This window comes from Mycetocola sp. 2940, assembly GCF_040548835.1.
In the GTDB taxonomy this organism is placed as follows: Bacteria; Actinomycetota; Actinomycetes; order Actinomycetales; family Microbacteriaceae; genus Mycetocola_A.
This window is the reverse complement of sequence record NZ_JBEPSK010000001.1, coordinates 393,115-408,532: the sequence shown is the minus strand read 5'-3', so window position 1 is coordinate 408,532 and position 15,418 is coordinate 393,115. Positions and strand designations below refer to the sequence as shown.

Sequence of the window (15,418 nt, the reverse complement as noted above, 5' to 3'; positions counted from 1 at the left end):
GTCTCTCTCGTTTGCGTGAAAAGGGGGCGAAAATGGGTGGACGGTCAGGCCGCGAGCATCTCGAGCGCAGCCGCAAGGTCGTCAGGGGTTTTGATCCCGACAGCGGGCACACCCTTCAGTCCGCGGCGCGCGAGACCAGTCAGCGCCCCGGCGGGCGCGAGCTCGATGATCCCGGTGACACCGGCTGACTGCATTCCCGCCATCGTCAGGTCCCAGCGCACGGGCGACGCGACCTGCCCGACAAGAAGTTCGACGAAACGGGAGCCAGACTCGACGACGGAACCGTCGGCGTTGGTCCACAGTGTGCGAACGGGGTCGGATGCCTGCACCGAGTCCGCGGTTGCGGCCAGGACATCGCGCGCTGATTCCATGTACCGGGTGTGGAAGGCGCCGGCGACCTGCAGCGGGATGACCCGGGTTCCCGAGAGGGGGGCCGCGCTGAGCTCGGCGAGTGCGTCGAGTTTTCCGGCGACGACGATCTGGCCGCCGCCGTTGAAGTTGGCGGGCTGAAGGCCGAGTTCGTCCAGCCGGCCGAGGAGCGAGTCCTCGTCGCCGCCGAGGACGGCACTCATTCCTGTCGGCACGACCGCCGCGGCTGCCGCCATCGCTGTGGCACGGGCGGCCACGAATCGCATGGCCGTGAGCTCGTCGAAGACCCCGGCTCCGGCTCCGGCGGTGATCTCACCGACCGAGTGTCCGGCGAAGGAGGCGGAGTCGGGCAGGTCGTCCTGCGCCGTCAGGGCACGAAGGGTCAGAAGCCCGGCGGCAACGATGAGCGGCTGGGCAACCCGCGTGTCGCGGATGGTGTCGGCATCCGACGTTGTGCCGTGAGCCACGAGATCGAGGCCGGCAGCGTCGGAGAACTGCTCAAGCAGGGTCCGGTTCGCGGGGTCGTCGAGCCACGGGGCGAGGAAGCCGGGCGTCTGCGAGCCCTGACCTGGGCATACGAGAACAATCACGGTACCAGTCTGCCAATCACTCTGGCCGCGCGTGTGTCGAACATCTCACAAGAATGGCAGGATCGCTTGTGCATGTCACACATTTTCTGGCGCGGAGGCCGGTCAGCGACGCCGCTTGACGGCATCCGGTTCGGCGATGGAGCCGAGGATCAAGGCGGACTGGAGGATGAGCGCTTCACGAGCGCCTGTGGCGTCCCACCCGATGACGTCGGACACGCGCTTCAGACGGTAGCGGACCGTGTTCGGGTGCACGAAAAGCTCACGTGCTGTCGCCTCGAGGGAGCGTCCATTGTCGAGGTAACACCACAGGGTGGTCACGAGTTCGGTTGAGTGCGCCTGCAGCGGCCGGTAGATCCGCTCGATGAGGGTCGTGCGGGCGAGCGCGTCGCCGGCAAGGGCTCGTTCGGGCAGCAGGTCGTCGGCCTGGACCGGGCGGGGCGCGTGACGCCAGGCGCGCGCGACAGCGAAACCCGCGAGTGCCGCACGGGCGCTCTTCGACGCTTCGACGAGGGTCGGAACAGCGTGCCCGAGAACGAGGTAACCCGGGCCGAAGCCCGGTTCCAGCTGGGTGGCGATCTCGACGAAGCTCAATGAGGCCGCCGTCCCGATTTCTTCATCGTCGACGCCGTGCGACGTTTCCGCCCGGCCGATGACGAGCACAAGGCGCCCGCCCTGCACTCCGATGAGCACGTCGGCAGCCATGTGCCGCGCCGTCCGGCGCAACTGGTCGACGTCCAGTTGAGGGGGAGTGGTACCGACGAGCACGGCGACCTCGCCGTGGCCATGCCAGCCGAGGGCGGCGATCCGGCTCGGAAGTTCATCGTCGGCTTCGCCGGAGAGGATCGAGTCGACGACGAGCGCCTCAAGCCGGGCATCCCACAGACCGCGGGCTTCGGCGGCGCGGGCGTAGACGTCGGCTGCCGCGAAGGCGATCTCACGGGAGTACAGCAGGATGCCCTCGCGCAGGTCCTCGGCGCCGCCATCCTTCAGCCGCGCTTCGACGACCTCGACGGTGACCCGGATGAGTTGCAAGGTCTGCTGCAGGCTCACCGAACGCAACAGTTCCCGCGGGGCCGCACCGAAGACATCCGCGGCGATCCACGGGGTCGACTTCGGGTCGTCGAACCAGGCGATGAACGATGAGATGCCCGCCTGCGCGACCAGGCCGACGGCGGACCGCCGCCCCGGCGGCATTTCTGCGTACCAGGGCAGCGTGTCCTCGAGCTTCTTCAGCGTCGTCGTCGCGAGTTCGCCCGACAGCCGGCGCAGCCAGGCAAGGGTCTCACTCTTCGAACGCGGCACGAGCGGCGAGCTGATGTTCTAGCTCTCACCACCGGCGTTGCCGGTGGTTCCCGCGTTGACATCGTGCAGCTTGTACTTCTCGATCGCCTGGGCCGGTACGGAACTGTCGATCTCACCGCGGTCGGCGAGCAGTTCAAGGGCACGAACCACCATCGACGGGCCGTCGATCTTGAAGAACCGGCGTGCAGCGGCACGGGTGTCCGAGAACCCGAAGCCGTCGGCCCCGAGCGATGCGAAGTCCCCGGGCACGAACTGCCTGATCTGGTCGGGCACGGCGTGCATGAAGTCCGAAACGGCGATGAACGGTCCGTTCGCCCCCTGCAGCTTCGACGTGACGTATGGGACCTGTTTCTCGGCATCCGGGTGAAGGAAGTTGTGCTCTTCAGCACGGATGCCGTCGCGGCGCAGCTCGGTCCAGGAGGTGACCGACCAGACGTCGGCGGACACACCCCAGTCCTCGCCGAGGAGCTTCTGGGCTTCGATCGCCCACGGAACGGCGACGCCTGACGCCAGCAGCTGGGCCTTCGGGCCGGGAGAGGAGGACTCGTTGAGCCTGTAGATGCCGCGGACGAGGCCGTCGACGTCGAGGTTCTCGGGTTCGGCCGGCTGCACGATCGGCTCGTTGTACACGGTGATGTAGTACATCACGTTCGGGTCGTCGTGCTCCCCGCCGTACATCCGCTCGAGGCCGGTGCGCATGATGTGCCCGATCTCGTAGCCGTAGGCCGGGTCGTAGGTGACCGTCGCCGGGTTCGTCGACGCGAGCAGAACCGAGTGCCCGTCGGCGTGCTGCAGGCCTTCACCGGTGAGGGTGGTACGGCCGGCAGTTGCGCCGATGATGAACCCGCGCGTCATCTGGTCGCCGGCCGCCCAGAAGGCGTCACCGGTGCGCTGGTACCCGAACATCGAGTAGAAGACGTAGATCGGGATGAGTGCTTCACCCTGGGTCGAGTACGACGTGCCGACGTTCGTGAACGCCGCCGCACCGCCGGCCTCGTTGATGCCGACGTGCAGGATCTGGCCCTGCGGGCTCTCCTTGTAGGCGAGCAGCAGTTCCCGGTCGACCGAGGTGTAGTGCTGGCCGTTCGGGTTGTAGATCTTCGCGGTCGGGAAGAACGCGTCGATGCCGAACGTGCGTGCCTCGTCGGGGATGATCGGAACGATCCTGTTGCCGAAGTCCTTGGAACGGATGAGGTCCTTGAGCAGCCGGACGAAAGCCATCGTTGTGGCGATCTCCTGCGTGCCTGAACCCTTCTTCGCGATTGCGTAGGTGGACTCGTCCGGGAGGTTCAGCTGGGTGTACTTCGAGCGGCGCTCGGGCACATAGCCGCCGAGCGCCCGGCGACGCTCGTGGAGGTACTGGATCGCCTCGTCCTGCTCACCCGGGTGGTAGTACGGGGGAAGGTACGGGTTCTCTTCGAGCTGGGCGTCGGTGAAGGGGATCCGCATCTCGTCGCGGAACGTCTTCAGGTTGTCCAGCGTCATCTTCTTCATCTGGTGCGTCGCGTTGCGACCCTCGAACGACGGGCCGAGGCCGTAGCCCTTCACCGTCTTCGCGAGGATGACGGTCGGCTGGCCTTTGTGCTCGGATGCCGCCTTGAACGCCGCGTAGACCTTGCGGTAGTCGTGCCCACCACGCTTGAGGTTCCAGATCTGCTCGTCCGTGTAGTTCTCGACGAGCTTCAGGGTGCGCTCATCGCGGCCGAAGAAATGCTCGCGCACGAAGGCGCCGCTCTCCGCTTTGTAGGTCTGGTAGTCGCCGTCCGGTGTGACGTTCATGAGGTTGAGAAGCGCACCGCTGTCGTCCCTGGCGAGCAGGTCGTCCCACTCGCGGCCCCAGACGACCTTGATGACGTTCCAGCCGGCGCCGCGGAAGAAGCTCTCCAGTTCCTGGATGATCTTGCCGTTTCCGCGCACGGGACCGTCGAGCCGCTGCAGGTTGCAGTTGATGATGAAGTTGAGGTTGTCGAGGCCTTCGTTCGCCGCGACCTGCAGCTGGCCGCGGCTCTCGACCTCGTCCATCTCGCCGTCGCCGAGGAACGCCCAGACCTGCTGGTCGCTGGCATCCTTGATGCCGCGGTTGGTCAGATAGCGGTTAAGCTGCGCCTGGTAGATGGCGTTGATCGGCCCGAGCCCCATCGACACCGTCGGGAACTGCCAGAAATCAGGCATGAGACGGGGATGCGGGTACGACGAAATGCCGTTGGATCCGTGGGACTTCTCCTGGCGGAACCCGTCGAGCTGGTCGGTCGACAACCGCCCTTCGAGAAACGCGCGGGCGTACGTGCCGGGGGAGGCGTGGCCCTGGATGAAGATCTGGTCGCCGCCGCCGGAATGGTCCTGCCCCCGGAAGAAGTGGTTGAAGCCGACTTCGTAGAGTGCTGCCGAGGAGGCGTAGGTGGAGATGTGCCCGCCGACACCGATTCCGGGACGCTGGCCCCGGTGCACAGTGATCGCGGCGTTCCAGCGGATCCAGGCGCGGTAGCGGCGTTCGATGTCTTCGTCGCCGGGGAATTCGGGTTCGTTCTCCGGCGCGATGGTGTTGATGTAGTCGGTGGTCGGGACCATCGGCACCCCGAGGTGCAGTTCACGCGAGCGCTTGAGGAGGCTCAGCATGATCTCGCGGGCGCGGCCGTGACCGTGTGCTGCGACGAGCTGATCGAGTGACTCCTGCCACTCGGCGGTTTCTTCGGGGTCTGCGTCGAAGTTGTTCACCGAGTAGGGGTCCTGGTCGTTTACAGTCACCGTCGACCTTTCTGTATGGGCAGATCGTGCCTGATTTTTCCGGTGCAAATTGTCAGTGGAGGTCGGGTACAGACCGCGCTGGCACCAGTGATCAGCCTAGCGACTTGCACGAGTGATAGGCGACATCCAGCGGGCTCGCCTTGGATCGTGCAGGTCGGAGGTCTAGCATGTGGATTTGCCCGCTGCGCCGAACCCGGCGCGGCACGATGCAGGCGACCTGCCTGAAAGGACGTTTCCTATGGCCCTCGAGAACGACACTCGGGCTCCCGACTTCGCGCTCACCAACCAGTTCGGCGAACTCGTCCAGCTGGGCAGCTTCCGCGGCAAACGCGCCGTTGCGCTGGTCTTCTTTCCTCTCGCTTTCTCCGGACGCTGCACGAGCGAACTGTGCGAACTCCGCGACAATCTCGCACTGTTCTCGGATGCCGACGTGGAACTCATCGGCATTTCGGTCGATTCCAAGTTCACCCTCCGCGCCTGGGCCGAGGAGGAAGGCTACGACTTCACTCTTCTCGCCGACTTCTGGCCCCACGGCCAGGTCAGCAAGGAGTACGGCGTCTTCCTCCCGGAAACCGGGTTCGCGAACCGGGCAACGTTCCTCATCGACACCGACGGCATCATCCGGGCCAGCTTCATCACGGCACCCGGTGAGGTGCGCCCCCTCGCCGCATACCGGGCCGCGCTGGACGCGTTGCAGCACCAGCCGGCCTAAACGCGGCGCACGTTCCCGGCCCCGCCGGAACGTGTAACATGAACTCGCTGCCATCGGCAGTGAGGGCCTTTAGCTCAGCTGGTAGAGCGCCACGTTTACACCGTGGATGTCATCGGTTCGATCCCGGTAGGGCCCACCGTCGAAATCCGTCACCCTGATCAGCGTGCAAGACCAGGTGGGCCGCCTCATCGACGCCGTCGGGCCCGCGCCGCATCGAGCCGCTCGTCGAGGGTGATTGCGGCGTCGATCATGGCCAGGTGGGTGAACGCCTGCGGGAAGTTACCGATCTGCTCGCCGGTCAGCGCGATCTCTTCCGAATACAGGCCAAGGTGGTTGGCATAGGTCAGCATCTTCTCGAAGATGATGCGGGCTTCGTCGAGCCGGTCCGAGCGTGCGAGCGCGTCCACGTACAGGAACGTGCAGAGCGAGAAAGTGCCTTCCGAGCCGCGGAGCCCGTCGGGCGAGGCGCTCGGGTCGTACCGGTAGACCAGACTGTCCGACACGAGTTCGGATTCGATCGCCGCCAGGGTGTCCTCCCACATCGGGTCGTGTGGCGCCACGAAACCGACCTGTGCCATTTTCAGCAGGGAGGCGTCGAGCACGGACTCGCCGTACTGCTGAACGAATGCGCGGCGTTCGGGGCTCCAGCCCTTCTCCATGATCTGGTTGTAGATCGCATCGCGCTCCGTGATCCAGCGTTCCAGCGGCGCCGGCCGGCCATACGAGGTGGCCAGTCGGATGGCCCGGTCGAATGCCACCCAGCACATCAGGCGCCCGTAGGTGAAATCCTTCCGCCCGCCCCGGGTTTCCCAGATTCCCTCCTCCGGCTGGTCCCAATTGTCGACCAGCCAGTCGAGGAGGCCGCAGATGGCCAGCCAGCCCGGCTGGCCGATCTTGACGCCGCTGTTGTCGGCGTGCCAGACGGCATCCATCGCCTCCCCGTAGATGTCGAGTTGAAGTTGTCCGGCGGCCCCGTTACCGATCCTCGCCGGATACGAACCGCGGTACCCCTCCCAGTCCTCCAGGATCTCCTCCGACAGCTCCGGGTTGCCGTCGACCCGGTACATGATATTCAGCGGCCCGGTGTCGCTCCCGGTCTGTTCCGCCACCCGGTCGCGCAGCCAGCGTCCGAACGCCGCAGCCTCGTCGAAAAATCCCATTCGAACCAGTGTGTGAACCGAGAAGGAGGCATCCCGGACCCACGTGTAGCGGTAGTCCCAGTTGCGCTCGCCCCCGATCTGCTCGGGAAGGCCTGCCGTCGGCGCTGCGACGAGACCTCCAGACGGTGCGTGGGTCAACAGTTTGAGGGTGATCGCTGAGCGCTGGAGTTCCTCGCGCCAGCGGCCGGTATAAGTCGACTGGCTGACCCAGTCCTGCCAGAACTGCACGGTGTCGTCGAAGAGTTGCTGAGCTTCGGTGACGGTGACGGTCTGTGCCGGCGACGTGCTGCCGGTTTCGAGGACGACTCCGCGCATCTGTCCTTCGACGAGGTGGAGCGAGGTCCGGATGTCATTCTCGTCAGGGTTCTCCCACCGCCCCAGCCGTTCATCGTCGGCATCCCGGATGGGGCTGAGAGTGAGCGTGGTGTCGCCTGAGGTGTACGTCGCGCCGGCCTCGGTCACCGTCAATGTGTGCGCTTGCCGACCGTAATCGAACCGCGGCGCGAACTCGATGTCGAAGTCGACCACCCCTCGGACGCATCGCATCACCCGAACGAGGCGGTGACGGTCGCTCTCGGAGGCCTCGGAGGAAACGGGCATGAAGTCGATGACTTCGCCCACGCCTTCTTCGGTGAGGAAGCGGGTGATGAGCACGGCGGTGTCGGGGAAATACAGCTGTTTCCTCTCGTACGCCCCGTTGTGCGGGCGTGCACTGAAATGCCCGCCCTTAGCACGGTCGAGGAGCGACCCGAAGATGCTGGGGGAGTCGAATCGTGGACTGCAGAACCAGTCGATCGTGCCGTCCGTCGACACAAGCGCCGAGGTTTGCAGGTCCCCGATCAGACCGTGCTCCGCGATAGCGGGGTATTCATTCATGACTGCGTTCCTTCTCTTTCAGACGTCCGGGCACGGCTTTATCCACGATTTCTCGCGGTGGACGCGGTTGCGCCTCGGTGGAGGGAGCACGGGGCTCCGCCCGATACTGCGCGGGAGATTCCCGTGCCAGTGCGCATCCACGCCTTACTGTTCCTCGACCTGTTCCGCAACGGGTTTCGCACCCTCATCCGCCCTGCTGACGGGCGTCGACAGGTCACGTATAGAGCTGATGTCGATGGGCTGCGTCGTCGGTGGCTCGAACGCCTCCGTGTCGATGGGGTCCATGGTCGTACTTTCCGTTGTGATCGCGAGTGTGAACTGAAGCTTGCGCCCGCTCGGCTGGCGCGGTCCTCACCCAGACCGGATGATTATCCCCACCCACTCGCGCTGGTGTGGGTGCGGCCGGGGCATCCGGTAGTGGACTTCGACTGATCAGCAGTGCGATGGTGGCCTAGTGAAGACGATCACCATCCATGACGAGGACGCGACCATCCACGTCGAACTCGACAGGCCGGAGGTCCGCAACGCCATCGACCGGCTGATGGTGGAGGAGCTTCACTCGGTCTGCACGGATCTGGAGCGTTCTCCCAGAATTCTGATCCTGTCCGGGGCGCAAGGTCCCAGTGGCGGGGTGTTCGCGTCCGGGGCGGACATCGCCGAGCTTCGCGACCGGCGGCGGGACGATGCGCTTGCCGGCATCAATTCCGGTCTTTTCCAGCGAATCGCCAGATTGCCCATGCCGGTGATCGCAGCCATCGACGGCTTCGCACTCGGCGGCGGGGCGGAACTCGCCTACGCGGCAGACTTTCGAATCGCGACAGCGAGAGCCAGGATCGGTAATCCTGAAGCCGGGCTCGGCATCCTTGCGGCGGCGGGCGGGGGATGGCGCCTGGCCGAGCTCGTCGGCGAGCCCGTGGCGAAGGAGATGCTCCTCGCCGGGAAGGTGCTCGACGGTGAGGAGGCACGTGCACTGCGACTCGTCACCGAACTGCACGAACCCGACCAGCTGATCCCCGCGGCCTTCGCCCTGGCAGCCCGGATCGCCGCCCAGGACCCGCTCGCGATCCGCCTCACCAAGAGCGTCCTCGCCGCCCCGCGTGACGCGCACCCGGCAATCGACGAACTCGCCCAGGCCATCCTCTTCGAATCTGAGGCCAAGCTCGAGCGGATGCAGGCATTCCTGGACCGGAAGAAGAGCAAGGAATGAGCACGTCCCTGTCACCGGGCGAAGGCTCGTTTCCCACGACGGTCGGCGTTCTCGGCGGGGGCCGCATGGGTGCGGGAATCGCTCACGCTTTCCTCGTCTCTGGAGCGAAGGTGACGGTCGTCGAACGGGATGCAGCTGCCGCAGACGCGGCGCGTGAGCGTGTGGCCGCGACGCTGACGAAGGCCGTCGAGAAGGGAGCGGTCTCAGAGGGGCTGGACGTGCTGCTCCGCCGATTTTCCGTCTCGACGGACGTCGGCGACTTTCGTACGGCCAGCCTCGTCGTCGAAGCCGTACCGGAGGACTTCGACCTCAAGCGGGACGCCCTGCTGAACGTTGAACGCAATCTCGGCACGGATGCCTGGATCGCGACCAACACGTCCTCGCTCTCGGTGACCCGGCTGGCGGAATCGCTGGCCAGGCCAGAGCGCCTATGTGGCCTGCACTTCTTCAATCCTGTCCCGCCGTCGACGCTGGTCGAAGTCGTCGTCGGGGACCGGACCGACCCGGACCTGTCCAGTCTCGCCAGCGGATGGGTGCTTGGTCTGGGCAAGACGCCGATCGTGGTCCATGACGCGCCCGGTTTCGCGAGTTCCCGGCTGGGCGTCGCGCTGGCCCTCGAGGCGATGCGGATGCTGGAAGACGGCGTGGCCAGTGCGAACGACATCGACACCGCCATGGAACTCGGCTACCGGCACGCAACGGGGCCGCTTCGTACGACTGACATCGTCGGGCTCGATGTGCGACTCGGTATCGCTGAGTACCTCCACGAATCCCTCGGTGAACGGTTCGCCCCACCCCAGATCCTGCGCGACATGGTGGCGCGAGGCGAGCTGGGGCGAAAGTCAGGAAAAGGGTTCTACGACTACTGAGGTCGCGTTGGCAGTTACCGGTGCGGTGGGCGCGACCATGTCGTTCCGAACGTGTCACCCAGCTGAATCCCGCGATCGTCGGAGCCGACGTCGCCTAGCATTGGAGGAGATGATTACTCGACGAGAAGCAGCCCTCCGCCTGGACATTCCGCTGGAAATGGCGGTGCGTCACGGCATCCCGAACCGGCTCTCCGAAGAGGAGGTCTCGGACCTGAACGACAACCCGCCTGCGTGGCTCGCGCAGTCGCGGGCGAACCGCACGGGTAAGAAACCGGTGTGGGTGCAGTTGACGTGCGACATCTGCGGATTCACCGAGTCGGCGCGGCCGAAGAAATGGTGGCCCGAGTTCGCCTACCTGAGCTGTGAGCACCATGGTTCGGACGAGCTCCCGGACCCCCAGCCGGGACAGGTACGCACCGAGATCGACGGCATCGGCAGCCGATTCATCGGCATCGTGGATGACGCTGCGTCCTAACGCCGAGTTGAGCCGTGCACACCGTTTTCACAGGTTCGGTGCAGAACCTTCCCAGTGGAGTCGGACAGTATGGCCACTTCAGCCGCCCGCGCAGGATCCGATCCCGCGGGCGCACAGCGGGCAAGCCCGAGCCGCTGTGATCCCGACACTGACCGTCACCACCATGTAGCCGCTGAGCGCGTGCAGGCCCTGCCCACGTGTTCGCGATGGTTGAAGCTTCCCGTTGAAAGAACGATTTCTGCGAGCTGCTTCACCGAGGCTTCGTTCCCGCTTGTGCTGATCCGCGGGGACACAACCCCGGAGACCCATGCTCAGTCCTACAGAAGAAGTAATCCCGACCGAAGACACCACCCGAGTGTCGAAGAAACGCATCCACGCGTCGCAGAAGCTCAAGCGCGTGACCTCGATCACCGCCGCCCTCGCCGCTGCCGGCGTTCTGGTCGCATCCGCTGTCACCATCCAGGCGAACGAAGCCCACGCTGAGGCAGGAGCCTCGCTCACGAGTTCCATCACAGGGATCACGTCGACGCTCGCCGGAACCACCGAAGAGATCACCGAAGCCCACGCCGACAAGCTGGCCGAGACCACGATCGCCGACGCGAATGCCGTCGTCGCCACCGCCAAAGACAAGGTGGATGTGACGCCGCTGACGGCATCCGTCGCCTCCCTCGCCGGCTACAAGACGCTCAAGCCCGCCACGGTCGCCGTGCTGGCCACCTTCACTGACGGGACCAAGGAGCGGATCCAGGCCCAGGTCGCCGAGGTTGATCGCATCGCCGCCGAGCAGGCCGCTGCTGCTGAGGCCGCACGGGTCGCCGCCGAAGCCGCCGCAGCCGCCGAAGCCGCTGCCGCCGCTGAGGCCGCGCGGGCCGCGGAGGCTGCCGCCGCCAAGGCTGCCGCCGAGGCCGCCGCTGAGCAGACCCGCACCGCCGGCTCTCCCGACGGAGCCCGCGCCATCGCCGCCCAGATGGCTGCCTCCCGCTATGGCTGGGGCTCGGGAGAGTTCTCCTGCCTCAACAAGCTCTGGCAGAAAGAGTCCGGCTGGTCGCACACCGCCTACAACGCGTCGAGCGGCGCTACCGGCATCCCGCAGGCCCTCCCGGGCAGCAAGATGGCGTCGGCCGGTTCTGACTGGAAGACCAACCCCGCCACCCAGATCGCCTGGGGACTCAACTACATCAACGGCGTGTACGGCAGCCCCTGCGCCGCCTGGTCGCACTCGCAGTCGGTGAACTGGTACTGATCCCCCTGCACTGAACCCTGTGCACTGAACCCTGTGCACTGGGCGAGCCGCCTGCCGGAACATTCCGGCAGGCGGCTCGCTAGGCTTAAGCGGTGTCTTACTCCCTCGCCGACGTCTCCGCAGCCGTCGAAGAACTCTGGCCGATCCGAGGCGCGGAAGGCTGGGATGCCTCCGGCCTCATCGTCGGACATCCCGATGACCGGGTATCTCGCATCCTGCTCGCCGTCGACGCGGTCGACGCCATCGTCGAAGAAGCGCTCGCCACAGCGACAGACCTGCTCCTCGTGCACCATCCGCTCCTGCTGCGCGGCGTCACGAGCATCGCTGAGGATCAGTACAAAGGGTTCGTCCTCACGTCGCTGATCCGCGGGAGATGCGCCCTCCTCGCCGCTCACACCAACGCTGACGTCGTCGACGAAGGAACGTCTGGAGTCTTCGCCGAGCTACTCGGCCTGAGCGCCCTGGAACCGATCACGCCCAGCGCCGACGGGTCGACAGGGATCGGACGCATCGGCGTGCTCGAGGAGCCGACCACCCTCGGCCATCTCGCCCACCGTATCGCCCATCTGCTGCCCGCGACCGCGACCGGCATCCGGGTGGCGGGGGAGTACGACCGGATCGTCGAGCGGGTCGCCCTCTGCGGCGGCGCCGGCGACTCCCTGCTCAGCGAGCGGGCAGTCCGATCCGCCGACGTGTACATCACCAGCGACCTGCGCCACCACCCGGCATCCGAGTCGATCGAGCAGTCCCGGGTCGGCGGCGGACCTGCCCTGATCGACGTCTCGCACTGGGCCAGCGAATGGCTGTGGCTCGACCGGGCCGCCCAGCAGCTCGCTACCCTGCTGCCGGATCTGGAGATCGCGGTGAGCGACCTGCGTACCGACCCGTGGGATTTCGTCGTAACCCAGTAATCTGGGCAGGACACCCGCAGCACCACTCAGAGAGAACCCCCACGTGAAATCCAGCCTCGCCGAGCAGAAAAAACTGCTCGAACTGCAGACCATCGATTCGGGTCTCGCCCGTGTCGCCCACCGTGAGCGCAGCCTGCCGGAGACGGCGGAGTACAGCCAGGTGTCGGCGGAACGCACGGCCCTGAGTGGGCGCCTCGCCTCAGAACTGGGCGTTCTCGAAGACGCCAAAACCGAACTGGGCCGCCTCGAATCGGATGCCGCTGTCGTCGACGCGCGGATCGCCCGCGACACCGATCGGGTGAACCACAGCTCATCGGTCAAGGATGTGACCGCCCTCGAGACTGAACTCGAGTCGCTGCACCGTCGCAAGAACAACCTTGAAGACATGGAACTCGTCGTGATGGAACGGGTCGAGCAGGCCGAAGCACAGCTCGCCGCCACCCGGTCCATCGACGAAGCACTCCAGGAGAAGCTCGCCGACATCGCCGCTCGACGCAAAGCCGCACTCGATTCGCTGTCACAGGAGCGGGCCACCTTCACCGCCAAGCGCGGGATGCTCCAGGACTCGGTGGCCGCAGACCTCCTCTCGCTGTACGAGAAGGTGCGCATCCGCGGCGGAACCGGTGCTGCCCTGTTCCGCGCCGGCACCTGCGGGGCCTGCACGATCAGCCTGACCGGCAATGAGCTGCAGAAGATCCGCGCCGCCGAAATCGACGAGGTGCTGCAGTGCCCGGAATGTTCCGCCATCATGGTGCGCACGGAGGAGTCCGGCCTCTGGTGACCGCCCCCCGCTGACGGCATACGGGAGCGTAGTCACCCGTTCCGGTCGCAGTCACCCGGCGCACCGGGTGACTGCGTCCGGAACGGATGACCTGGCCGCGAGCACTCGTACCCGGGCACCGGGCCACGGATGCCGCGCGGTAGGCTGGAAACGTGAATGGGTCGGCAAGACGACCGCGTCGCCAGCAATGGCGCCGAGGAACGTCCGGGCTCCGCAGAGCAGGGTGGTGGGTAACACCCACCCGGGGTAACCCGCGAGACAGTGCAACAGAAAGTAGACCGCCGGGCGCGCAAGCGCCAGGTAAGGGTGAAACGGTGGTGTAAGAGACCACCAGCGGCCGGGGCGACCCGGCCGGCTCGGTAAACCTCGCCCGGAGCAAGGTCAGACAGAGGACTATGGGGCTGCTCGTCCCGTCCTCGGGTAGGCCGCTGGAAGGCTGCGGTAACGCAGTCTCGAGAGAGATGGTCGTCCAGGGCGCGAAAGCGCCTGAACAGAACCCGGCGTATCAGCCGGCCCATTCACCCTGTTCAGTTCAGCGGCGGGATGGTGCGCACCGCGAGTGCGGCCGCACCGAGGATCCCGGCGTTGTTCCGGTGTACCGCCGGAACGATCGGCGTCGTCAGCTGCAGCAGGGGCAGGAACTGGGAATGCTGTTTCGAGATGCCACCGCCGACGATGAAGAGGTCGGGGGAGAGGTAAACCTCGAGCGCACGGTAGAACTTCTGCAGTCGCTCCGCCCACTCGGACCAGCTGAGGCCGTCACGTTCCCGGGCAGCGTTCGAGGCCCGGGTTTCGATGTCATGGCCATCGATCTCGAGGTGGCCGAGCTCGGCGTTGGGCACCAGGACGCCGTTGTGCAGGATCGCCGTGCCGATTCCGGTACCGAGCGTCGTCATGATCGCGACCCCGTCGACCCCGCGCGCCGCTCCGAAGGACGCTTCAGCATAACCGGCAGCATCCGCGTCGTTGGCGAAGGTGATGTCGCGGCCGAGCGCCGTTTCGAAGAGTTCCTCGGCGTGCAGCCCGATCCATTTCTTCGAGATGTTGGCCGCAGACAGGGTGACACCGTGCTTCACGACGGCTGGAAAGCAGACGCCGACCGGGGCATCCGGATCGAGGCCCTGAAGCTGGTTCATCAGCTCGACGGTCGTGGCCAGGATCGCGTCGGGTTTTCCTCCCTTGGGCGTCGGCAGCTTGATCCGGTCGGTCAGCAGGTCACCGCTCGCAAGGTCGACGAGAGCGCCCTTGATCCCCGTGCCGCCGATGTCGATTCCAACGGCTGTTCCGGCCATCACAGCGCCGCAGACGTGGGCAGGGTGAGGATGTCCGCGCCGCGTTCGGTCACGACGAGGGTGTGCTCGAATTGTGCGGTAATGCTCTTGTCCTTCGTCGTCACCGTCCAGTTGTCACCCCACATGTCCCATTCGTGCGTGCCGAGCGTGAGCATCGGTTCGATGGTGAAGACCATACCTACCTCCATGACGGTGTCGTATTGGGGAGCGGAATCGTAGTGGGGGATGATCAGACCGGAGTGGAACGCTTCGCCGACGCCATGGCCGGTGAAGTCGCGGATGACGCCGTAGCCGAAGCGTTTCGCGTACGACTCGATGGCGCGACCGATGACGTTGACCTCCCGGCCGGGCGCGACGGCCTTGATGCCGCGGCGAAGGGACTCCTCGGTCCGTTCGACCAGGAGCCGCACGTCCTCCGAGGGTTCCCCGGCGAGGAAGGTGCGGTTGCTGTCACCGTGCACGCCGTCGACGTAGGCGGTGATGTCGATGTTCACGATGTCGCCGTCCTCGAGCACGGTGTCGTCGGGGATGCCGTGGCAGACGACTTCGTTGACGGAGCTGCACAGCGACTTCGCGAAACCCCGGTAGCCGAGGGTTGAGGGGTACGCGCCATTCTCGACGAGGTAACGGTGGCCGATCTCGTCGAGTTCGTCGGTGGTGACCCCGGGCCGCACGTTCTCACCGACGAGAGCGATGGCATCCGCGGCGATGCGACCGGCACGGCGGATTCGTTCCACGGCCTCGGGCGCGTACACGTCAGACCCGGTGAACGGGCGCGGCGCGGTCTTGCCGACATACTCGGGGCGCGGGATGCCCGGCGGCACGTTTCGGTGGCTTGTCGAGGCTCCGGGAATCAGATGGCCGTTGCGGTCCTTAGGCATAGGAT

General features: G+C 66.0%; 14 protein-coding genes, 1 tRNA gene and 1 other RNA gene. 9 read left to right on the top strand and 7 right to left on the bottom strand.

What is annotated here, in order from left to right; all coding sequences use genetic code 11:
- Positions 1 to 44: 44 nt before the first annotated feature.
- From ABIE24_RS01925 to aceE, 3 genes are all read right to left on the bottom strand, one after another.
- Positions 45 to 959 carry an ACP S-malonyltransferase gene (locus ABIE24_RS01925; protein WP_354496254.1) on the bottom strand — a complete coding sequence of 305 codons (915 nt, stop codon included), beginning with the start codon at positions 957 to 959 and terminating at the stop codon, positions 45 to 47.
- A 102-nt stretch (positions 960 to 1,061) separates the two neighbouring features.
- The gene (locus ABIE24_RS01920) at positions 1,062 to 2,261 is read right to left on the bottom strand and encodes a PucR family transcriptional regulator (RefSeq protein WP_354496252.1); all 1,200 of its coding nucleotides are present in this window, start codon (positions 2,259 to 2,261) and stop codon (positions 1,062 to 1,064) included.
- Positions 2,262 to 2,279: 18 nt separating this feature from the next.
- The gene (gene aceE / locus ABIE24_RS01915) at positions 2,280 to 5,006 is read right to left on the bottom strand and encodes a pyruvate dehydrogenase (acetyl-transferring), homodimeric type (RefSeq protein WP_354496250.1); all 2,727 of its coding nucleotides are present in this window, start codon (positions 5,004 to 5,006) and stop codon (positions 2,280 to 2,282) included.
- 238 nt (positions 5,007 to 5,244) lie between these two features.
- On the opposite strand from aceE, the gene ABIE24_RS01910 reads away from it, so the two are divergent.
- Together ABIE24_RS01910 and ABIE24_RS01905 are read left to right on the top strand one after the other, a co-directional pair.
- A complete protein-coding gene (locus tag ABIE24_RS01910; protein ID WP_354496248.1) occupies positions 5,245 to 5,718 on the top strand; it encodes a peroxiredoxin in 474 nt (157 codons plus the stop codon).
- Between the two features lie 63 nt (positions 5,719 to 5,781).
- Positions 5,782 to 5,854: transfer RNA gene (locus ABIE24_RS01905), tRNA-Val, on the top strand.
- 49 nt (positions 5,855 to 5,903) lie between these two features.
- On the opposite strand, the gene ABIE24_RS01900 is transcribed toward ABIE24_RS01905, so the two are convergent.
- The gene (locus tag ABIE24_RS01900; RefSeq protein ID WP_354496246.1) at positions 5,904 to 7,754 is read right to left on the bottom strand and encodes a glycoside hydrolase family 15 protein; all 1,851 of its coding nucleotides are present in this window, start codon (positions 7,752 to 7,754) and stop codon (positions 5,904 to 5,906) included.
- Positions 7,755 to 7,898: 144 nt separating this feature from the next.
- Positions 7,899 to 8,039, bottom strand: a complete 141-nt coding sequence (locus ABIE24_RS01895) for a hypothetical protein (RefSeq protein WP_354496244.1) — start codon at positions 8,037 to 8,039, stop codon at positions 7,899 to 7,901.
- 169 nt (positions 8,040 to 8,208) lie between these two features.
- Between ABIE24_RS01895 and ABIE24_RS01890 the strand changes: the two genes are divergently transcribed.
- The 7 genes from ABIE24_RS01890 (at position 8,209) to rnpB (ending at position 13,761) form a co-directional block, all read left to right on the top strand.
- Entirely contained in the window at positions 8,209 to 8,961 is a 753-nt protein-coding gene (locus tag ABIE24_RS01890) for an enoyl-CoA hydratase/isomerase family protein (RefSeq protein ID WP_354496242.1), read from the top strand.
- Positions 8,958 to 9,830 (top strand): 3-hydroxyacyl-CoA dehydrogenase family protein, encoded by an 873-nt coding sequence (locus ABIE24_RS01885; RefSeq protein WP_354496240.1) that lies wholly within the window; start codon positions 8,958 to 8,960, stop codon positions 9,828 to 9,830. The genes ABIE24_RS01890 and ABIE24_RS01885 overlap by 4 nt, the downstream gene beginning before the upstream one ends.
- A gap of 109 nt (positions 9,831 to 9,939) precedes the next feature.
- Positions 9,940 to 10,305, top strand: a complete 366-nt coding sequence (locus ABIE24_RS01880; protein ID WP_354496238.1) for a hypothetical protein — start codon at positions 9,940 to 9,942, stop codon at positions 10,303 to 10,305.
- A gap of 307 nt (positions 10,306 to 10,612) precedes the next feature.
- Positions 10,613 to 11,548: an aggregation-promoting factor C-terminal-like domain-containing protein gene (locus tag ABIE24_RS01875; protein ID WP_354496236.1), complete on the top strand. Its 936-nt coding sequence runs from the start codon at positions 10,613 to 10,615 to the stop codon at positions 11,546 to 11,548.
- A gap of 92 nt (positions 11,549 to 11,640) precedes the next feature.
- Positions 11,641 to 12,459, top strand: a complete 819-nt coding sequence (locus ABIE24_RS01870) for a Nif3-like dinuclear metal center hexameric protein (RefSeq protein ID WP_354496234.1) — start codon at positions 11,641 to 11,643, stop codon at positions 12,457 to 12,459.
- Between the two features lie 43 nt (positions 12,460 to 12,502).
- Entirely contained in the window at positions 12,503 to 13,240 is a 738-nt protein-coding gene (locus ABIE24_RS01865) for a zinc ribbon domain-containing protein (RefSeq protein ID WP_354496232.1), read from the top strand.
- A gap of 157 nt (positions 13,241 to 13,397) precedes the next feature.
- Positions 13,398 to 13,761: RNase P RNA component class A (rnpB, locus tag ABIE24_RS01860), an RNA gene on the top strand.
- Between the two features lie 6 nt (positions 13,762 to 13,767).
- Here rnpB and ppgK read toward each other — a convergent pair.
- The gene (ppgK, locus tag ABIE24_RS01855; protein WP_354496230.1) at positions 13,768 to 14,532 is read right to left on the bottom strand and encodes a polyphosphate--glucose phosphotransferase; all 765 of its coding nucleotides are present in this window, start codon (positions 14,530 to 14,532) and stop codon (positions 13,768 to 13,770) included.
- Entirely contained in the window at positions 14,532 to 15,413 is an 882-nt protein-coding gene (map, locus tag ABIE24_RS01850) for a type I methionyl aminopeptidase (RefSeq protein WP_354496229.1), read from the bottom strand. Before map ends, ppgK begins: the two co-directional genes overlap by 1 nt.
- Positions 15,414 to 15,418 lie beyond the last annotated feature (5 nt).

What these genes read in the sequence shown, in the direction of transcription:
- ABIE24_RS01910 (WP_354496248.1), top strand. Translation starts at nt 5,245, where the DNA reads ATGGCCCTCGAGAACGACACTCGGGCTCCCGACTTCGCGCTCACCAAC.
- ABIE24_RS01900 (WP_354496246.1), bottom strand. Translation starts at nt 7,754, where the DNA reads ATGAATGAATACCCCGCTATCGCGGAGCACGGTCTGATCGGGGACCTG.
- ABIE24_RS01895 (WP_354496244.1), bottom strand. Translation starts at nt 8,039, where the DNA reads ATGGACCCCATCGACACGGAGGCGTTCGAGCCACCGACGACGCAGCCC.
- ABIE24_RS01885 (WP_354496240.1), top strand. Translation starts at nt 8,958, where the DNA reads ATGAGCACGTCCCTGTCACCGGGCGAAGGCTCGTTTCCCACGACGGTC.
- ABIE24_RS01880 (WP_354496238.1), top strand. Translation starts at nt 9,940, where the DNA reads ATGATTACTCGACGAGAAGCAGCCCTCCGCCTGGACATTCCGCTGGAA.
- ABIE24_RS01875 (WP_354496236.1), top strand. Translation starts at nt 10,613, where the DNA reads ATGCTCAGTCCTACAGAAGAAGTAATCCCGACCGAAGACACCACCCGA.
- ppgK (WP_354496230.1), bottom strand. Translation starts at nt 14,532, where the DNA reads ATGGCCGGAACAGCCGTTGGAATCGACATCGGCGGCACGGGGATCAAG.
- map (WP_354496229.1), bottom strand. Translation starts at nt 15,413, where the DNA reads ATGCCTAAGGACCGCAACGGCCATCTGATTCCCGGAGCCTCGACAAGC.